The organism is Nonomuraea sp. NPDC050556 (genome assembly GCF_044457355.1).
Lineage (GTDB): Bacteria > Actinomycetota > Actinomycetes > Streptosporangiales > Streptosporangiaceae > Nonomuraea.
The window spans coordinates 1,738,510-1,755,362 of sequence record NZ_JBITGU010000001.1; the positions used below are offsets into that span (position 1 = coordinate 1,738,510).

The following is a 16,853-nucleotide window of genomic DNA, read 5'->3' on the forward strand; positions in this document are numbered from 1 at the left end:
GTGGCCGAGGTGACTGCGGATCTCCGCCGATCATCTCGGTCGGATTGACCGGTGCTTGGCGTGAAAGATCTACATGGGCTGTCCGGCCTTTGCGGGACATCGTGCAGGACAGACAAAGGCGCCTGCTCGGCGACATGATCGAGATCACGTCAGGGCCTCGCGGGATGCGCTTCCCGGAGCCGCGCCCTGCGTGTACGCCGAAGGAGGCCCTTTCGTTGATCTTCAATCACACCGGCAAAGCTCTCTTCCGCTCTACCGTCGCGGCAGCCGTTCTCGTCATCTCCGGGATGCTCGTCGCGCCCCCGGCGGAAGCTACCAGTGGAGGTGGCTGCGGGAACTCGCAGCAGGCGTTCGGGCTCAGCTTCCAGCCCTGTATCGCCTGGGACTGGGGCTACCAGGGAGACCTCTACATGAACGGAGCCATCCCGCAAGGATGCTCCGTTGACATCATTTACCACTACTTCACCTGGAACCACACCTATCGGACCCAGACCGTCACCGACTACGGGTGCGCGTCCTACATCAAGTTCTTCAAGATGCCGGCCGTGGTCGACAGCCCGCAGGGGCCGACGGCGGTGATGGCGATCCAGCTCGAGACAGTGGTGCGGATTCCCGGCCAGTCCGCCTCGGGCGTCTCCCCCTGGATGTATCGCGACGGACCAAACTGGTAGGTCCTGAAGGGACGAAGGCCACCCAGGCCGCGGTGGCAAGCGACTCAAGCAACCACCGATCCCAACCCGCGTCCCGGTCCAGCGCGGTGTTTCGATCCCGGGAGGCGGGATGGGATTCGTCGAAACGCGTCCGCTCGGAGCCGTCCTCACGCGCTCGGTCCGATCGGCCCGCCGTACCCTCTGGGCCGATCGGAGCCGATGCGGATGACGCGCCGGTCCGGGCCAACGGTTTCGTGGTCTCGCCCGACGTAGAGGTGTGACAGTAGAGAAGTCCCTCGGCGGCAGGGCATGGAAGGTGACGGTGATGGGCGGTGTGATCTCTGGGCTCATCTCCTGGCGGGCCGCCATGGCGCTTCTGGCGATCGTGATCGTGAGTGGGATCTTCAGGATCATCATCGAATGGCAGCGGCGCCGGACCTTCGTGGCCTTGGTGGCCGACGCCCTCCCCGGCACGGTGGTCGTGCAACAGGACGGACCCGAAGGACAGACGATGAGAGTCAGTCTGGGCGCACAGCGCACTCGTCCACGATCCGAGACCGACGGGTGACCGCCCGGATCCCACCAGAGATCGCCGATCAAGTGGGAAGGCTGTACATCGAGGCCGCACCGGCGCTGTTCCGGCATGCGTGCAAGCTCCCGCAGGTGGACCGGGCACACGCGGAGGACCTGGTGCACATCACCTTCCAGGAGGCCGCGCTGTGTTGGGAGGAGCTCGCCGCACGAGATGGTGAGGGCCGACGCCGGTGGCTGTTCACCGTGTTGCGGAACAAGGCGATCGACGAGTGGCGCAGAAGCCGGCGTCAGCAACCGTGCGCCGACCTCCCCGAGTCCGACCACCCGGCGGCGGAGCCGTTCCATCAGGTCCTGTCCACGCTGGCGTTGCGGAGATGCTGGTCGGTCATCGAACAGATGCCACCGATGCGCAAGCGCGTCGTCTTCCTGCGCTGGAACGAGCAGTGGAGCACCCGCGAGATCGCCCTCTGGCTGGGAATCACCCCTGGCACAGTGCGTGGCTACATCAAGGTCGCTCGTGACCAGCTGGTCGAGCAGATAGGTTCCGACGTCCCCTTCCTGGACGATCCCGACGACAGTGGAAACGATCCTCAAGAGAGGAGGCGCAGCCATGGAGGAGAACTCTGATCTCCGCAGCCGCATCCATGATCACGTAGCCCTGGATGAGTTCGACACCTACGTCACCCTCCTCGTGGCGGCAGCCGCGGTCCACAGACGACTGACCACTGAAGAGCTCGACAACGCCCTCGGCGTCCACCCCGAACCTCTGCCCTCGGGGCTGTCCACAGAGGTGCGAGCGGGAAGCGCTGCCGAACGCCGCGCACAGAGCCGGGCCCCCTCCCTGTTCCAGCAGGACATCGCCCCAGTCTCTCCGACACAGGTGTACCGGCTGGCCTTCCGGCAGGCAGCCGCCGAAGAGCCCTCTCATGACGTACGCGCCGGGCTCGAAAGGCTGCGCAGGTGGATGACCCAAGAGCCCGAAAGCTGAACCACCCAGGCAGTCGGCTGGTCTTCCAGTCCCCGCCCGCCGAGCCCGGACGTGCCCGTTGGGACGCTATGCGCTTGACGACCTGGCGGCGGCGATCGCGGCCTGGCCGAAGCTGATGCCGCCGTCGTTGACCGGCACCCGCTCCCCGATGTGCACGTCGAACCCGGCGGACGCGAGCCGCGCGAGCACATCCACGGCCAGCAGCCGGTTCTGGAACACCCCGCCGGACAGGCACACCGTACGAACCCCTGTGCGCTCGGCCGCCCGCTCGCACATCAGGACCGTCACCGCGGCGACCGCGGAGTGGAAGGCCGCGGCGATCCGCCCCACCGGTTCGCCCTCCGCCTGCGCCTGGAGCAGGTCGCGCAACGTGGCGACCCCGTCGTACACCCACAGCCCGTCGTGCTGGTCGAGCCGCCAGGCCAGCGGTTCCGCACCGGCGAACGGGGCGGCCGCCTCCTCCAGGCGCATCGCCGCCTCGCCCTCGAAGCCGCTGTCCCCGCACAGTCCGAGCAGCGCGGACGCGGCGTCGAACAGGCGGCCCGCGCTGGAGGCGAGGGGGCTGTTGACGCCACGGTCGATCATCCGGCGCACCGCAGCTTCCTCCCGCTCGCCGAGCAGGCCGGGCGGGGCGTCGTCGAGGAGGTAGCCGTAGGCCATCCGGGCGGGCCTGCGCACGGCGGCCTCGCCGCCCGGCATCCGCGCCTGGGAGAAGCGGCCGAGGCGCTCGTAGCCGGTGTAGGTGGCCAGCAGCAGCTCACCGCCCCAGAACGTGCCGTCGTCACCGAGGCCGAGGCCGTCGTAGGCGACGCCGAGGAAGGGCTCATGGAGCCCGTGTTCCGCCGCGACGGCGGCCACGTGGGCGTGGTGGTGCTGCACCCCGGTACGGCGCGGCCAGCGGTGGGCGAACCGGGTCGACAGGTAGCCAGGGTGCAGGTCGTGGGCGACGAGGGCGGGTTGGATGCCATGGGCGGCGCTCAGCCGGTCGAGGGTGTCCTCGAACACCGTCAGCGTCCGGGCGTCGGCCAGGTCGCCGACGTGCGGGCCGAGCACCGCGAACTCGCCACTGGCGAGGGTGAACGTGCTCTTCTGCTGGGCGCCGACGGCCAGGAGCGGCACCTTGGCCGCGACGGGCAACCGCAGCAGGCCCGGAGCCAGCCCGCGCGCCCCGCGGATCACCGTCGCGCGGGATCCGAAGGTACGGATCACCGAGTCGTCGCAGCGGTAGACGACGGGCCGGTCGTGGTCGAGCACGCCGTCCACCTCGTGGTCGCTGCCCGCATGGCTGGTGCTGGTCACCACGAGCGGGCGGCGCAGCTCGGCCAGGAGCAGGTGGTGCAGCGGGGTGTACGGCAGGCATACTCCGAACTCGGCCATGCCGCCGCAGACGTTGGCCGCGAGCACGCCGTGTCTGCGCGGCGCCAGCAGGATGGGCGCCGCCGTACCCCTCAGAAGGTCGCGGTCGGCCGCGGTGAGTACGGCGAGGCTGTCGGCGGCCATCAGGTCGCGCACCATGACCGCGAGGGGCTTGGTCTCGCGCCCCTTGGCCTCGCGGACCCTGGTCACCGCGTCCTCGTTGAAGGCGTCGCAGACGAGCTGGAACCCGCCCAGCCCCTTGATGGCGACCACGCCGCCCGCGCCGATGAGGCTCGCGGCGGCCCGGAGCGCCTCGTCGCCCGTGGCGGTCCTGAACCGCAGCGTGGGCCCGCAGCTGGGGCAGGCGATGGGCTCCGCGTGGAAGCGCCGGTTCCCGGCGTCCTCGTACTCGGCGGCGCACGCCGGGCACATCGGGAAGCCGCTCATGGTGGTGCGGACCCTGTCGTACGGCAGAGCCTCGATGATGGTCGCCCGGGGGCCGCAGGCGGTGCAGTCGACGAACGGGTAGCGGTAGCGGCGGTCGGCCGGGTCGAACAGCTCACGCAGGCAGTCGTCGCAGGTGGCCAGGTCGGGCGGGATCTGGGCGAACGCGTCCTCGACCCTCGCCGCGCTTCCCGTGGCCGTGATGATCACCTGGCCTCCGGCATTCCGCACGGTCCCGCGGATGCCGATGCCGGTGGCCAGGCGATGGACGAAGGGCCGGAACCCGACGCCCTGTACCTCGATGCGCCACGTAGCGTCCATGACGCCTACAGCAGCGGCGGGACGACGACGATGTCGTCCCGTTCGTGGGTGACCTCGGAGACGACGTCGATGACGCCTTCGACGGCCTTGACGGCCTCCACCAGCTGGATCGCCTTCGAGCTCGACGCGACCCGGCCGCCGACGGTGACGACGCCCTGGTCGATGACGAGGGTGAAGTCGTCGGGCTCCTCGATGGCGGCCATGATGTCGCGCTCCAGCGCGTCGGCCGGGCGCAGGAACACGCGCAGCGCGTCGCGACGGTGCAGGGTGCCGGCGATGCGGCCGGTCATCACGTCGATCACCGGCAGCTGCATGATCTTCTTGTCGTGCATCAGGCGGGCCGCGTCCCTGACCGAGGTGCGCGGGGTGACGGTGATCGCGGGCGAGGTCATCAGCTGGGCGGCCGTGGTCGCCGAGGCCTTCTCGTGCTCCTGGCGCTCCCGCTTGCTCTCGAAGATCGAGATGCTGTGCCGTACGGTGTCGGTCTCCTTGAGCAGCAGGTCGTCCTCGGAGACGACCCCAACGGGGCGGCGGTCGGCGTCGATGACGGTGACCGCGCCGACGCCGTAGCGGCGCATGGCGTACACGATCTCGGCGAACGTCGCCTCCTGGTGCACCGCGATGGCCACGTGGCCCATCACGTCCTTGACTTCGACAGACATGGTTTCCTCCTCAGTGGGTTCAGGCCCTGACCACGGCCACGGCGGAGCGGGCGTGGTGCAGGACGCCGCGGCTGACCGAGCCGAGCAGCACGGAACCGACGGCGCCGCGGCCGTGCGAGCCGACGACCAGCAGGGTGGCGTTGTCCGACGCCTCGGTGAGCGCGTCGACCGTGGGCGCGGCGTAGACGTCCTCGATCACCTTCACCTCGGGGTACGCGGACCTGATCGTGGCCAGCTTGTCCCTGACGACCTGGTGCTGGGCCTGGCGGATCTCGTCCATGTCGTAGCCGATCTCCGGCGCGTAGTGGTGGATCGGCAGCAGCCAGGCGTGCACGGCCCGCAGGGTGGCGCCGCGGAGCTTGGCCTGCTCGAAGGCGTAGGCGAGCGCGGCGTCACACTCGGGCGAGTCGTCGACGCCGACCACGATCTCGCCGCGGCGGTCGGCGTACTCGGGGCGTACGACGACCACGGGGCAGTGCACCTGCCCGGCCACGCGCGCGCTGACGGAGCCGAGGAGCGCTCCGGTGAACCCGCCGAGCCCCCGGCTGCCCAGGACGATCTCGGTCGCCTCCTTGGCCTGGTCCTGCAGGGCCACGACCGGCGAGCCCTCGACGAGGGCGGTGCTCACGGCGACCTCCGGCTGGCGCTCGCGGGCCAGGTCGGCGGCCTCTCGCAACATCTTGTGCGCCGCGTCGCGCAGCGCGTCGTACTGGACCGGGCCCGGGTACCTGGAGATCTGGTACGGCAGGCGGTCGACCGCGTGCACCAGGCGCAGCGGCTGGCGGGTGCGGGCGGCGTCGTCCGCCGCCCATTCGACGGCGGCGCGGGCGGCGGCGGAACCGTCGACTCCAACAATGATCATGATGTCCTCCTGTGTCACCTCCATCGCACCCCGCGCCACGCCCCGGCCCCAGGGCCGTAAGTCCCACGTCACCGGGTCCAACGGCCATGTCGTGGGCGGCCGTACCACCCCTAGCGTGGAAGGCGCGGTCCCAGCACCCGAGGAGAAGCTCATGTCAGAAGCACCAGGCAACCCCATGACCCGACACCATGAAGGCCTGGAGGAGCTCGACGAGAAGGAGTGCCTGCGCCTGATCTCCCCCGGTGGCATCGGCCGGGTCGCCTTCAGCGGCTCGCACGGCCCGACGGTCCTTCCGGTCAACTACCGGATGCAGGACGGCGCGATCGTCTTCAGGACCAGGTACGGCGGGGCGATGGACGAGGATCTGCGCACCGGTCTCGAAGGGCTGGAGATCAAGATCGCCTTCGAGGTGGACCAGATCGACGAGGCCAAGCACGAGGGCAGGAGCGTCCTCGTCCAGGGACCGGCCCACCACATGGCCGAATCCGACGTCGACGTGCAGCCGTGGGCGGGCGGCGAGCGCGACCTCTACGTCAGGATCATCCCCTCCCGGATCACCGGCCGCCGCATCCACGTGCTCTAGGGAGCCAGCTCGGCCAGCGCCTCGCGGAGGCGGCCGGGCAGGGTCCACACGTCCGGGCACCAGCTCGCGGCAGGCCGTGAAGCCGAACTCGAGCCGGCCGTCGTAGGAGAACGCGGTGACGTTGAGGCCGCCGCTCACGTCGGTGACCACCGACACCGGATAGTGCGCCAGCAGCTTCATCCCGGCGATCGACAGCGGCACCTGTTGATCGCCGTCACCGCCTGGCCCGGCCAGGGCGAACGCGGAAGCCTGGCACAGGATCTCGGCCGCGTGCCCAGAACACCACGGATTCGGTGAGGGGCACGTCGGGGTAGGCCTCGCGCCACGACGCCAGGTTCTCGCGGAGCGCTACGCCTCCGTGATGATCCCCCGGGCGAGCATCGGCCCCGTGCCGAACCTGGACGGCACCACGAACCAGGTGTGAACCGACGTCAAACTCGATGGCGGCCCGGGAACGCTCGGCCGTGTCGACGCCAACCGCGATCTCCCCGTGCACCGCGGTTGGCGAGCCGCGTAGGACGGCCACGGGGCAGGCGGCGCTCGCGGTGAGGTTCCTGCTCACCGAGCCGACGCGATGGCGCCGACAGGAGGCGTGGTTGTTCCTGCCGACCCTTCGGGGTGTCGGGGCATGGCCGGAGAGGGGACCTTGGTCCCACAGGTGGCGGACCTTGTGCCCGTCCCGGAGCCAGTGCGGCTCGCCTACCGTGCGAAGCAGTGGTCGCCGCGCCGGCGGCCTCGAAGGGACTGACCCGGCAACGGCGGTGAGGGCGATGGAAGGTCTGACACGGCAGGAGCGCCGTAGCTGGGCGCGGATCGAAAAACGGCTGGTGCGCGAAGACCCCGCCTTCGCCCGCCGCGTGACGGTACTCGTCGGCCTGGCACCACATCCGGCACTGCGGCGGCGGCCCTCGGACGACTTCATCGCATGGATCACCAAGCGTCACGTGGCGGGGCTGCTGCTGGCGGTCATGGCGCTCGTCCTGCTCCTGCTCGCCTGGCCGTGATCACGGTACGGCACGGCCGCCCGGCTGCGGCACCGGCAGGTCCTCACACCGTGGTGGTCCGTAAGCCCGCTGTCTAGGGACTTTGTGCCCTACCGGGGTGCCGCGTGATTCATCAGCATGGACGTTGTCGGACAGGAGCGTCTCAGGGAGGTGAGCGTGGACTTGTGCCCTCGGATTCGACCGGCTCGCTCCGTCGCGAGAGGCCTGCTGTCGTCCACGACCTCGCGCCCCGACGGCACGGTCGTGCTGTCCGTTCACGGCGAGCTGGACATAGCGACGGAGATGGCGCTGCGCGAGCTGGTGTTCGCCACCCTCGAGCACCACGGTCCCCGCCTCGTGCTGGACCTGGACGGTGTGACCTTCTGCGACGTGGGCGGCCTGCGAGCGGTTCTCGGCTGCGTGGAGGAAGCGGCGTCCCGCGGCGGCGGCGTCGCCCTCGACGCGATCCCCGCCCAGATGCTCCACGTCATGCGCATGAGCGAGCTGGCGATCGCGTGAGCCGCAAATTCGCCCCCCGATGAAACGGTGGAACCCCATGTCGCGCGCGCTGGCCGTACTGCTCACCTGGACCCTCTGCGCCCTCCTGAGCCTCCCGTCCCGGTCGAACGCGGCGAGCGCGTCGTGGCCGGAGATCGTTTCTGTGTCCTCGACCGGCCACGTCGCCGGCCAGGGATTCGAACCCTATGGAGGCGGCCCTGGCGGCCACACCTTCGCCATCTCCGACGACGCCCGGTATGTAGGCTTCCGCGCGTCGTCAGACGATCTCGGAGGCCAGGGGCGAGGTGTCTACCTCCGGGACCGGCAGAGCGGCACGACCACCTTCCAGGGCGGCGTGACCGCGAACGGAGACTTCAACATCAGCGCGGACGGCCGGCGCCTCATGCTGTTGAGTGCGGACCCCGACCTCGACCCAGGCGTTGCCGATGGCAACCAGCACTGTTTCGTCAAGGACCTGACCACGGGAGACGTTCACCTCGGATCAAGGGATGAGGCCGGTCATGTCCTCGACGCCCGCTTCTGTGCCATGTCAGGCGACGGCAACGTCGTCGCCTTCACTCCGATGTTCACCGGATCGGGCATCTACCTGCGCGACATGACGACCAACGTCACCACCAGAGTGGCCGGCGGCCGATACCAGCTGTCGCTTTCGGGTGACGGCCGCTATCTGGCCTTCGGCGACAGCGGCGTGTTCGTCTACGACTCCATGCTCGGACACATCCAGACGGGCCCGCCCGGCTCGACGAACAACATCGACACCATCTCCCGGGACGGTCGCTACGTCTTCATCAGGTCGAACCAGAGTCTGGACCCCGGCACCCCCTGCCCGGGGCCCGTCTGCAGCTACCGATGGGACCGGGTGGACGGGACGGTGTCGTTCATCTGGGCGGGCGCGGGCGACTGGAGCTCCCGGGACGGAAACACGTTCGCCACGGGCTCGAACGGATCACCCCGCCTGACCACCATCTACGATCTGTCACACGGCACGCAGAGGCTCGCGGGGCACACCGCCCAAGGCACGACCGGCAACGGTGACCATGCCGACAGCCAGGGTCTGAACGCGGACGGATCCCTCATGGGGCTGTCGACGAACTCGCCGAACTTCTTCACCTCGCCCTACACCCTCCAGGTTCCCCAGCTCTTCCTCACCACCACCACGAGCCAGGCGGACACGATCGCTCCGTCCGTGTCCGTGCTCACACCGGCCGCTGACGCCACCTTCACCGTCGGACAGACCGTCATCGCCGACTACACCTGCACCGACGAGCACGGCGCATCGGGACTCGCGTCCTGCGTCGCCACGGCCGACGGCGCGAACGTGGGGAACGGCGCAGCACTCCCGACCTCCTCGACCGGCGGTCACACGTTCTCCGTCGTCGCACGGGACACCGCGGGCAACACCAGCACGGTGACGCACCATTACGTCGTGCTCGCCGGTTTCACCGGCCCGGTCGACCCGCCGCCGACAGTGAACGTGTCCACCGCTGGATCGGGAGTTCCCCTGACGTTCAGCCTGCCTGGCGACGCCGGCCTCGACATCCTCGCGAGCGGCTATCCGGCCTCGCGGAACGTCGACTGCCAGACGTTCCTCGGTCAGCCGGCCGACGCCATCGAGTCCACGACCTCCACGCGCGCCGGTCTCACCTACAACGCTGGAAGTGACACGTACACCTATGTGTGGAAGACCGACAGGAGCTGGTCGTCCACCTGCAGACAACTCATCCTCAGGTTCGGAAAGAACGTCCCGTCCTACGCCAACGCGCAGCTCGCCTTCCATTTCCGGTTCAGATAGCGACGGGGACGCGAGCCACTCAAGGGGCTCCTTTGATGGGCGGGCGTGGCGTCAGACGTCGCGGCGGCGCAGGCCCGCCAGCCCGGCGGCGATGAGCAGTGCGGCCAGGACCGTCAGCGCCGCGAGCGGAGCTCCCGGCAGCTTGGGGACGTGGGCGAACGGCGACAGGTTCAGCAGCCACGCGTCGAGCCGCAGCAGCCGCCCGAGCTCGCCGAGCAGGACGAATCCGACGAGCGCCGCCCAGCCGACGCCGCTCAGCCGGGGAGCCAGCCCGAAGGCGGCCATGGTGAGCCCGACCAGCACCTACACCGCGGGCAACTGCACCAGCGCACCGGTGAGCACCCGGCCCACCTGTCCCATGTCGCCGACCTTGGCGCCGTGCGCGAGCCCGGCTCCGAGCCCGGTCCCCGCCATGAGCACCGTCGTCCCGGCCAGCGCCGTCGTCAGGTGCCCAGCGGCCCAGCCGGTCCTGCTGGTCGCGGTGGCCAGGATCGGCTCGGCCCGCAGGCTGCTCTCCTCCGCGCGCACCCGCAGCACGGTCTGCATGCCGTACACGCGGCCAGGAAGGCGTCGGCGATCCCCTTCACCCCGCCCAGGCTGGTGATCATGTCGCGGACCTCGGGGCTCTCCAGGAATCCGCCGATGCTGGAGGCGATGTTGCCGAACACCAGGCCGAGCAGGACGAAGGCCGAGGTCCAGCCGAGCAGTCCCGCCCGGTCCAGGCGCCAGGCCAGGGCGAGCGGGGAACGCAGGGACGCGGCGGCGGAGGCCGGGCCCGGCCGGTCGTGGAACAGGCCCGCGCCCATGTCGCGGCGCGCCACCAGCGCGTAGGCGACCAGCGATCCAGCGACGGCGAAGCCGACCGTGATCAGCAGCACCCACCACCGGTTGCCCGCGTAGGGGCGGAACTGCTGGCCCCACCCGATCGGCGACAGCCAGGTCAGCCACTGCGGGCCGGTCTGGTCAGCGGTGTCGCCGATGGCCCGCAGCACGTAGACCACGCCGAGTACGGCGGTCGCCGAGGCGGTGGCCGTCCTGGCGCTGCTGGTCAGCTGGGCGCACACCGCGAAGGCGATCCCGACTCCGGCCCAGGCCAGCCTGAAGGCGAACGACCTGGCCGCCGGAAGTCCGGCCGCGATCAGCCCGAACCCGGTCAGCGCGGCCAGCACGAGGCTGGCGCCGGTGACCTCCAGCAGGGGCTGCGGTGAGCGGGGCCCGGCGGCCCACCACGTGGCTCCGACGAGTTCCAGGCGTCCGGTCTCCTCCTCCGCGCGGGTGTACCTGACGGCCATGACGATCGCCAGGACGGCGACGAAGATGGCGCCGATGCCACCCATCTTCACCATGGCGATGGCCCCGGCTCGGCGTGGGCGACAACACCAGGGCGGCCGTCATCACGCGGGGGCTGGCCGAGCTCACCCAGCTCGGCGTGGCGATGGGCGGCCAGGCGGCCACCTTCGCGGGGCTGACCGGGCTCGGCGACCTGCAGAGCCGCAACAGGCACGTGGGCGAACAGCTGAGCAAGGGGCGCAGGCTTGAGGATGTGCTCGGCGAGATGACCCAGGTGGCCGAGGGGGTACGGACCACCCCGGTGGCCGTCGAGCTCGGCGATCTGCACGGCCTGGAGATGCCGATCTGCCGGACCATCGCCGGGACCACGACGGCGCAGGACGCCTACTCGGGGCTCCGTCACGTGCCCGCGGGCCACGAGGCGGAGCCCTGGTGAGGCCCAGCGGCACAGCGCGTCGCCGACGCGCCATGGCGTGCCCGCCACTGCAGCTGCTATCCCCCAACGGTGCAGGGTCTGGGTCGTCGAGCAGGCGGTCTAGGCGTCATCGGCAGTGGGGTCGCCTCGCTCGGTTGATCAGGGGTAGGGGAATGAGATGACACCAGAGGAGTTCTTCCAGGGCCATCCGTTCGCGATCAAGGTCTTCAAGAAGGTCCAGACGGCCCTTGAGAGTCTCGGCCCGGTGGAGGTGAGGACGACCAAGAGCCAGGTCGCCTTTCGGAGGGGTCGAGGGTTCGCCTATCTGTGGCGGCCTGGGCAGTACCTGCGGAACCCGCAGGCCGCGGTCGTGCTCACCATCGATCTCGACCACAAGGTCGAGTCGTCGCGGTTCAAGGAGGTCACGCACTCCTCGGGCAAGCGCTGGATCCACCACCTGGAGATTCAAGAGCTGGGCGACATCGACGACGAAGTCCTCGGCTGGCTGGAGGAGAGCGCCGAGAAAGCCACCGGATCCTGACCAACAAGGCCGACCATAGCCGGGGCCCATCTACCGCGTACGGGCTCGAGAAACCAGGCTGTCCCACCTGCTCGCTGTAAAGATCAAGTGATCCAAGCGAAGAGTGCGCGGATCGAGCATGGCGCGAGCCCGGCCCTGGCCATGCGACGGCGCAGGCCGCCGAGGTTTGTGCTGTTCATGGGCACCGGGTTACCCGCGCGCAGCAACAATTTCCCTGACGGCTGCCGGATCTGCGCACCGCGGACTACAGGATTGAGATGCGGGGGCCTCATGTGTGGCTTGGCGGGCGTGGTCGACTTGCGCGGGCACGGACCGGAGGGCGATGCGGAGCTGGCGTTGAAGCCCATGGTGGAGACGCTCGCCTGCCGCGGCCCCGACGCGCAAACGTCGTGGATCGACGGTCCGGCCGCCCTGGGCCACACCCGGCTGGCCGTGGTCGACCTGGAGGGCGGGCGCCAGCCGGTGGTGCACGAGCATGACGGCCGCCCGGTGGCCGCGCTGGTGTTCACCGGCGAGATCTACAACCACCACGCGCTGCGCCGCGAGCTGGCGGCGGAGGGGTTCGCCTTCGCCACCCGCTCCGACAGCGAGGTCGTGCTGAAGGCCTACCTGGCCTGGGGCCTGGATGCGGTGACCCGCCTGGAGGGCATGTTCGCTTTCGCGATCTGGGACGTCCGGCTGCGGCGCCTCCTGCTGGCCAGGGACAGGCTCGGCGTCAAACCCCTCTACTTCCGGCACACCCGGGACGTCGTCGCCTTCGGTTCCGAGCCCAAGGCGGTCCTGGCCCACCCGGGTTCGCGGACCGAACTCGATCTGAACGGCTTGCGCGAGCTGCTGCTGTCCTCACACCCCATGGTCAACACCCCTGGGCGGGCAGTGTTCAAGGGAATGGCGGAGGTCCCGCCCGCGCACACGGTCACGCTCGACGAGCACGGGGTACGCTCCCGCCGCTACTGGGCGCTGACCCCGCGCGAGCACACCGATGACCTGCCCACCACGATCGCCACGGTCCGTTCCCTGCTGACCGCGTCCGTCCAGGGTCACCTGCAGGCCGACGTGCCCCTGTGCACGCTGCTGTCGGGCGGCCTGGACTCCAGCGTCATCGCCGCAATCGCCGGCGGCGGGAACACCACGTCGGTCGACTTCGGCGCCAGCCAGGAATCGACCGACGACGCGATGCGCCGGGAGTGGGACGCGCCGTACGTGGACCTGATGGCCGCTCACCTCGGCTCCCGGCACCGGCGCGTCGTGATCCCGCCCGCCGACCTGGCCGACCCCGCCCTGCGCGCGGCCGTGGTGGAGGCCAGGGACGGGCTGGGGATGGGCGATTTCGACTCCTCGCTGCTGCTGCTTCTGCGTGCCGTACGGCAGGAGCATGTGGTGGCGCTGTCAGGCGAGGCCGCCGACGAACTGTTCGGCGGCTACCGCTGGTTCCGCGACGGCGCCGACAGCGCGACGGACTTCCCGTGGAACCAGGTGGTGGGCCCGGACCTGACCCGGCTGCTGGACCCCGGTCTGGCCGCGGCGCTCGACCTGCGCGCGCATCGCGCCGACCTCTACCGGCAGGCCGTGGCCGAACTCGACCACCTGCCCGGCACCTCGGCCCGCGAGCGCGAGCTGCGGACCGGCAGCTACCTCAACCTGACCAGGTTCCTGCCCGCGCTGCTGGAGCGCACCGACCGGCTCAGCATGAGCTGCGGCCTGGAGGTCCGCGTGCCGTTCTGCGACCACCGGCTGGTCGAGTACGTCTTCAACACCCCCTGGCCGCTGAAGACCTTCGACGGCCGGGAGAAGAGCCTGCTGCGGGCGGCGGCGGGCGGCCTGGTGCCCGAGCAGATCCTGCGGCGGCGCAAGAGCCCCTACCCGATGGTGCGCGACGCCGCCTACCGGCGGGCGCTGACGGGCCAGGTCGAGGCCCTGTTGCTCGGCGACAGCCCAGCGCTGGCCCTGCTGGACGTGCGGGCGCTGCGCGCGTTGCTGCTGCGTCCCGAGGTCGCCGACCGCTTCCCCCGGGCGGGCCTGGAGTTCGTGCTGGACCTGGACCACTGGATGCGCGCCCACCGGCCGCGCCTGAGCCTGTGATGGCCATGAGAGGAACACCCATGCCCGACGCTGTCATCGTCTCGGCCGTGCGCTCGCCCATCGGACGCGCGCACAAGGGATCGCTGGCCGGGGTCCGTCCCGACGACCTGCTGGCGACCGTGGTCGAGGCCGCCGTGTCGCAGGTTCCCGAGCTGCGTCCCGGCGACCTGGACGACCTCATCGCCGGGTGCGCCCTGCCCGGCGGGGAGCAGGGGTTCAACATCGCCAGGATCGCCGCCGTCCTGCTGGGCTGGGACCACCTGCCCGGGGTGACCGTCAACCGGTTCTGCACCTCCTCACTGCAGGCGATCAGGATGGCCGCCCAGGCGGTACGCTGCGGGGACGCGCAGGTCGTCGTGGCCGGAGGTGTGGAGTCGCAGTCTCGGCTGGCCGCCGGAAGCAGCGACAGCTGGCCCGGCACCGAGAACCCGGCCTTCGCGCGGGCCATGCGGCGCAGCGCGGAGCACGCCGCGGGCGGCGTCCCCGCCTGGAGCGACCCCCGCTCCTCCGGCGAGCTGCCCGACCCCTACATCGCGGTCGGGCTGGCCGCCGAGAACGTCGCCGACCGCTACGCCATCACGCGCGCCGACATGGACGCCTACGCGGCGCGCTCCCAGCAGCGAACCCAGCACGCCCTCCAGGCGGGCCTCCACGCCCCGCTGCCGATCAAGACCCCCGACGGCAGGCTGATCACGGTCGACGACTGCCCCAGGATCGGGGTCACCGTCCAGAGCCTGGCCGCCCTGCCCGCCAGGTTCCGCCCCGACGGGCGCGTCACCGCAGGCAACAGCGCACCGCTGAGCGACGGCGCCGCCGCGGTCGTCGTGATGTCCGACGAGCAGGCGCGTCGCCGCGGCATCCGCCCCCAGGCCAGGATCGTGGCCACCGCGGTGTCCGCGCTGTCGCCGGAGATCGAGGGCCCCGCCCCGGTGGCGGCGACCAGGGCGGTCCTGGACCGGGCGGGCATGACGCTCGGCGACCTCGACCTGGTCACCGGCAACGAGCCCTTCGCCGCCCAGGTACTGGCCTACTGCGCCGAACTCGGCCTGGACCCCGGCCGGATGAACCCCGCCGGCGGCTCCATCGCGCTCGGCGAACCCTACGGCGCGGCCGGCGCCCGGCTCACCACCACCGCGCTCGAACTGCTGCGCCACCACGACGGGCAGACCGCGCTGATCTCGGTGGTGGCGGCCGGCGGGCTCGGCATGGCGATGATCATCGAACGCGTCTGAAGGGATCGGCCGCCGGTCAGCGGTACAGGGCGTCGTCGACGGTGAAGCGGATGAACTCGCCGCCGGACTTCCAGGAGGCCCGCACCTCGGCGGGGATGGTGAACCCGTCGAAGGTGGCCTCGCGGTCGACGGCGACCTCGAAGGTGTCGTAGAGGCTGTCGTGCCAGCGCCGCACGCTCACGCCTTCGAGGTTCCCGCAGGACCCGACGCCGATGGTGACCTCGAGGTCCTTGCCGTCCACCGGGATGCGCGCCATGGCGTGCCGCTCGTCGATCGCCTTCCACAGCACGCCCTCGTCCAGGGCTGCCGCGGGGGTCATCACGAACTCGCTCGCCAGCCTGCCCGCCGCGCTCCTGGTGATGTCCGGCCCGTCGCCCGACATCACCGAGACCAGGTTGAGCAGCCGCCAGCGCATCTCGCCCTGACCCGCGCGGTAGCGGTCGAAGCCGTGCACGGGCGGCCAGGCCACCCGTGCCGCCCACACGAACCCGTCCGGCGGGCGCAGCACCTGGTCGGCGGTGAACCTCCGCCAGGCGCCGAGCATGATCGTGCCATGCGTACGCAGCAGCGCCGTCCTGCGCAGGGGCGTGCCCGGCCTGATCGCGTGCAGCACCCAGCGCCGCGCCGGCTCGGGCAGCAGGTCGGCGTCCGCCGGATCGAACGCCGCGGGTGCGCGGGTCTCCTCCTGCAGGACGGCCCAGTCGCGCCGCGCCCGATCGCTCAGGTACGGCGGGGCCAGGACGGTGCTCATGCCCGCGCTCGCACGACGGCCACCGGGCAGTGGGCGTGGTTGACGACGCCGTGGCTGACGGAACCGAGCAGCGCGGAGCGCAGCCCGCCGCGGCCGCGCGAGCCCACCACGGCCAGGTCCGCGTGGGCGGAGGCCTCCGTGATGGCCAGCACCGGCGAGCCGAAGACGACCTCCTCCACGACCTCCACCTGCGGGTACTTCTCCCGCCACGGCTCCAGCGCCTCCAGGGCGCGCTTCTTCTCCAGGCCGAAGATGTCGTGGTAGATCGGGGCGTAGCCGATGATGTACGGCGAGAACATCGGCACCTGCCACGCGAAGACGGCCCGCACCCGCGCACCGTGCAGGACGGCCCGCTCGAAGGCGTACTCCAGCGCCGCCTGCGCGTGGTCGGAGCCGTCGAAGCCCACCACGATCTCCGACTGCGCCGTCTCCGGCTGCTCCCCCACGATGATCACCGGGGTCGCGAGGTGCCCGGCCAGCGCCGTGCCCGTCGACCCGCCGTGCAACGCCGACAGGCCGGTGTGGCCGCGCCGTCCCAGCACGATCTCCACGGCGTCCTCGGCCTCGGCCATGAGCGCCTCGATCACCTCGCTGGACAGCAGGGCGGTCTCCACCTCCACGCCCGGCGCCGCCGTACGCGCCACTTCTTCGGCCTTCTCGAGTACGGCGTGGCCGTACTCGGACAGCGTGCCGTGCATCGTGTGCAACGGGACGTCGGCTGCCCACCTCCACGCCACGTGGACGATACGCAGCGGGCGCTCCAGGAGGACCGCGTCGCGCGCCGCCCACGCGACGGCCTCGGTCGCCGGGGCGGACCCGTCGGTCGCCACCAACACATATCTCGACAT

Annotated in this window: 20 protein-coding genes and 1 pseudogene; 12 read left to right on the plus strand and 9 right to left on the minus strand. The window is 70.7% G+C overall.

The features are described 5' to 3' along the window. Positions 1-134 precede the first annotated feature (134 nt). The 4 genes from ACIBG8_RS08815 to ACIBG8_RS08830 all read left to right on the plus strand — a co-directional run bounded on the left by ACIBG8_RS08815 (position 135) and on the right by ACIBG8_RS08830 (position 2,172). Positions 135-671 (plus strand): hypothetical protein, encoded by a 537-nt coding sequence (locus tag ACIBG8_RS08815; RefSeq protein ID WP_397342022.1) that lies wholly within the window; start codon positions 135-137, stop codon positions 669-671. 304 nt (positions 672-975) lie between these two features. Continuing rightward, on the plus strand, positions 976-1,218 hold the full coding sequence (locus ACIBG8_RS08820) for a hypothetical protein (RefSeq protein WP_397342024.1): 243 nt from the start codon (positions 976-978) through the stop codon (positions 1,216-1,218). A 32-nt stretch (positions 1,219-1,250) separates the two neighbouring features. Next, positions 1,251-1,811, plus strand: a complete 561-nt coding sequence (locus ACIBG8_RS08825) for an RNA polymerase sigma factor (protein ID WP_397342025.1) — start codon at positions 1,251-1,253, stop codon at positions 1,809-1,811. After that, the gene (locus tag ACIBG8_RS08830) at positions 1,795-2,172 is read left to right on the plus strand and encodes a hypothetical protein (RefSeq protein WP_397342026.1); all 378 of its coding nucleotides are present in this window, start codon (positions 1,795-1,797) and stop codon (positions 2,170-2,172) included. The genes ACIBG8_RS08825 and ACIBG8_RS08830 overlap by 17 nt, the downstream gene beginning before the upstream one ends. A gap of 66 nt (positions 2,173-2,238) precedes the next feature. Here the strand turns inward: ACIBG8_RS08830 and hypF are convergent, their stop codons facing one another. From hypF to ACIBG8_RS08845, 3 genes are read right to left on the minus strand one after another with little or no spacing between them, the layout of a single operon-like run. Next, the gene (gene hypF, locus ACIBG8_RS08835) at positions 2,239-4,293 is read right to left on the minus strand and encodes a carbamoyltransferase HypF (RefSeq protein ID WP_397342027.1); all 2,055 of its coding nucleotides are present in this window, start codon (positions 4,291-4,293) and stop codon (positions 2,239-2,241) included. Positions 4,294-4,298: 5 nt separating this feature from the next. After that, entirely contained in the window at positions 4,299-4,955 is a 657-nt protein-coding gene (locus ACIBG8_RS08840; RefSeq protein ID WP_397342028.1) for a CBS domain-containing protein, read from the minus strand. Positions 4,956-4,974: 19 nt separating this feature from the next. Next, on the minus strand, positions 4,975-5,817 hold the full coding sequence (locus tag ACIBG8_RS08845; protein WP_397342029.1) for a universal stress protein: 843 nt from the start codon (positions 5,815-5,817) through the stop codon (positions 4,975-4,977). A 151-nt stretch (positions 5,818-5,968) separates the two neighbouring features. Here ACIBG8_RS08845 and ACIBG8_RS08850 point away from each other — a divergent pair, with 151 nt between their 5' ends. Further along, positions 5,969-6,400, plus strand: coding sequence for a pyridoxamine 5'-phosphate oxidase family protein (locus tag ACIBG8_RS08850; RefSeq protein WP_397342030.1), 432 nt, complete (start codon positions 5,969-5,971; stop codon positions 6,398-6,400). Positions 6,401-6,514: 114 nt separating this feature from the next. Here the strand turns inward: ACIBG8_RS08850 and ACIBG8_RS08855 are convergent. Then, a pseudogene (locus ACIBG8_RS08855) lies at positions 6,515-6,580 on the minus strand (hypothetical protein); the annotation flags it as partial. Positions 6,581-7,170: 590 nt separating this feature from the next. Here ACIBG8_RS08855 and ACIBG8_RS08860 point away from each other — a divergent pair. From ACIBG8_RS08860 to ACIBG8_RS08870, 3 genes are all read left to right on the plus strand, one after another. Next, complete coding sequence (locus ACIBG8_RS08860) at positions 7,171-7,404, plus strand: DUF3040 domain-containing protein (RefSeq protein WP_397342031.1); 234 nt, start codon at positions 7,171-7,173, stop codon at positions 7,402-7,404. Between the two features lie 156 nt (positions 7,405-7,560). Beyond that, complete coding sequence (locus tag ACIBG8_RS08865; RefSeq protein WP_397342032.1) at positions 7,561-7,902, plus strand: STAS domain-containing protein; 342 nt, start codon at positions 7,561-7,563, stop codon at positions 7,900-7,902. A gap of 37 nt (positions 7,903-7,939) precedes the next feature. Further along, positions 7,940-9,694 (plus strand): PxKF domain-containing protein, encoded by a 1,755-nt coding sequence (locus ACIBG8_RS08870; protein WP_397342033.1) that lies wholly within the window; start codon positions 7,940-7,942, stop codon positions 9,692-9,694. A gap of 51 nt (positions 9,695-9,745) precedes the next feature. On the opposite strand, the gene ACIBG8_RS08875 is transcribed toward ACIBG8_RS08870, so the two are convergent. Genes ACIBG8_RS08875 through ACIBG8_RS08885 form a run of 3 tightly spaced genes read right to left on the minus strand, consistent with a single transcriptional unit; the run spans position 9,746 to position 11,040 of the window. Further along, positions 9,746-9,997, minus strand: coding sequence for a hypothetical protein (locus ACIBG8_RS08875; RefSeq protein WP_397342034.1), 252 nt, complete (start codon positions 9,995-9,997; stop codon positions 9,746-9,748). Beyond that, complete coding sequence (locus ACIBG8_RS08880) at positions 9,998-10,222, minus strand: hypothetical protein (RefSeq protein ID WP_397342035.1); 225 nt, start codon at positions 10,220-10,222, stop codon at positions 9,998-10,000. It lies immediately after the preceding gene. Further along, entirely contained in the window at positions 10,138-11,040 is a 903-nt protein-coding gene (locus ACIBG8_RS08885; protein WP_397342036.1) for a hypothetical protein, read from the minus strand. Before ACIBG8_RS08885 ends, ACIBG8_RS08880 begins: the two co-directional genes overlap by 85 nt. A gap of 20 nt (positions 11,041-11,060) precedes the next feature. Between ACIBG8_RS08885 and ACIBG8_RS08890 the strand changes: the two genes are divergently transcribed. From ACIBG8_RS08890 to ACIBG8_RS08905, 4 genes are all read left to right on the plus strand, one after another. Further along, a complete protein-coding gene (locus ACIBG8_RS08890; RefSeq protein ID WP_397342037.1) occupies positions 11,061-11,420 on the plus strand; it encodes an NAD(P)H-dependent glycerol-3-phosphate dehydrogenase in 360 nt (119 codons plus the stop codon). A 157-nt stretch (positions 11,421-11,577) separates the two neighbouring features. Next, positions 11,578-11,940, plus strand: coding sequence for a DUF5655 domain-containing protein (locus tag ACIBG8_RS08895; RefSeq protein ID WP_397342038.1), 363 nt, complete (start codon positions 11,578-11,580; stop codon positions 11,938-11,940). 270 nt (positions 11,941-12,210) lie between these two features. Beyond that, positions 12,211-14,022 (plus strand): asparagine synthase (glutamine-hydrolyzing), encoded by a 1,812-nt coding sequence (asnB, locus tag ACIBG8_RS08900; RefSeq protein WP_397342039.1) that lies wholly within the window; start codon positions 12,211-12,213, stop codon positions 14,020-14,022. A gap of 20 nt (positions 14,023-14,042) precedes the next feature. After that, positions 14,043-15,254, plus strand: a complete 1,212-nt coding sequence (locus ACIBG8_RS08905; RefSeq protein WP_397342040.1) for an acetyl-CoA C-acyltransferase — start codon at positions 14,043-14,045, stop codon at positions 15,252-15,254. 16 nt (positions 15,255-15,270) lie between these two features. On the opposite strand, the gene ACIBG8_RS08910 is transcribed toward ACIBG8_RS08905, so the two are convergent. Beyond that, complete coding sequence (locus ACIBG8_RS08910; RefSeq protein WP_397342042.1) at positions 15,271-16,005, minus strand: DUF6544 family protein; 735 nt, start codon at positions 16,003-16,005, stop codon at positions 15,271-15,273. After that, complete coding sequence (locus tag ACIBG8_RS08915; RefSeq protein ID WP_397342043.1) at positions 16,002-16,853, minus strand: universal stress protein; 852 nt, start codon at positions 16,851-16,853, stop codon at positions 16,002-16,004. The genes ACIBG8_RS08910 and ACIBG8_RS08915 overlap by 4 nt, the downstream gene beginning before the upstream one ends.

Excerpts from the sequence above, each read along its gene's own strand:
- ACIBG8_RS08910 (WP_397342042.1), bottom strand. The coding sequence starts at position 16,005 with ATGAGCACCGTCCTGGCCCCGCCGTACCTGAGCGATCGGGCGCGGCGC.
- ACIBG8_RS08845 (WP_397342029.1), bottom strand. The coding sequence starts at position 5,817 with ATGATCATTGTTGGAGTCGACGGTTCCGCCGCCGCCCGCGCCGCCGTC.
- ACIBG8_RS08860 (WP_397342031.1), top strand. The coding sequence starts at position 7,171 with ATGGAAGGTCTGACACGGCAGGAGCGCCGTAGCTGGGCGCGGATCGAA.
- ACIBG8_RS08820 (WP_397342024.1), top strand. The coding sequence starts at position 976 with ATGGGCGGTGTGATCTCTGGGCTCATCTCCTGGCGGGCCGCCATGGCG.
- hypF (WP_397342027.1), bottom strand. The coding sequence starts at position 4,293 with ATGGACGCTACGTGGCGCATCGAGGTACAGGGCGTCGGGTTCCGGCCC.
- ACIBG8_RS08915 (WP_397342043.1), bottom strand. The coding sequence starts at position 16,853 with ATGTCGAGATATGTGTTGGTGGCGACCGACGGGTCCGCCCCGGCGACC.
- ACIBG8_RS08815 (WP_397342022.1), top strand. The coding sequence starts at position 135 with ATGATCGAGATCACGTCAGGGCCTCGCGGGATGCGCTTCCCGGAGCCG.
- ACIBG8_RS08870 (WP_397342033.1), top strand. The coding sequence starts at position 7,940 with ATGTCGCGCGCGCTGGCCGTACTGCTCACCTGGACCCTCTGCGCCCTC.
- ACIBG8_RS08830 (WP_397342026.1), top strand. The coding sequence starts at position 1,795 with ATGGAGGAGAACTCTGATCTCCGCAGCCGCATCCATGATCACGTAGCC.
- ACIBG8_RS08885 (WP_397342036.1), bottom strand. The coding sequence starts at position 11,040 with ATGGTGAAGATGGGTGGCATCGGCGCCATCTTCGTCGCCGTCCTGGCG.
- asnB (WP_397342039.1), top strand. The coding sequence starts at position 12,211 with ATGTGTGGCTTGGCGGGCGTGGTCGACTTGCGCGGGCACGGACCGGAG.
- ACIBG8_RS08850 (WP_397342030.1), top strand. The coding sequence starts at position 5,969 with ATGTCAGAAGCACCAGGCAACCCCATGACCCGACACCATGAAGGCCTG.
- ACIBG8_RS08895 (WP_397342038.1), top strand. The coding sequence starts at position 11,578 with ATGACACCAGAGGAGTTCTTCCAGGGCCATCCGTTCGCGATCAAGGTC.
- ACIBG8_RS08840 (WP_397342028.1), bottom strand. The coding sequence starts at position 4,955 with ATGTCTGTCGAAGTCAAGGACGTGATGGGCCACGTGGCCATCGCGGTG.
- ACIBG8_RS08905 (WP_397342040.1), top strand. The coding sequence starts at position 14,043 with ATGCCCGACGCTGTCATCGTCTCGGCCGTGCGCTCGCCCATCGGACGC.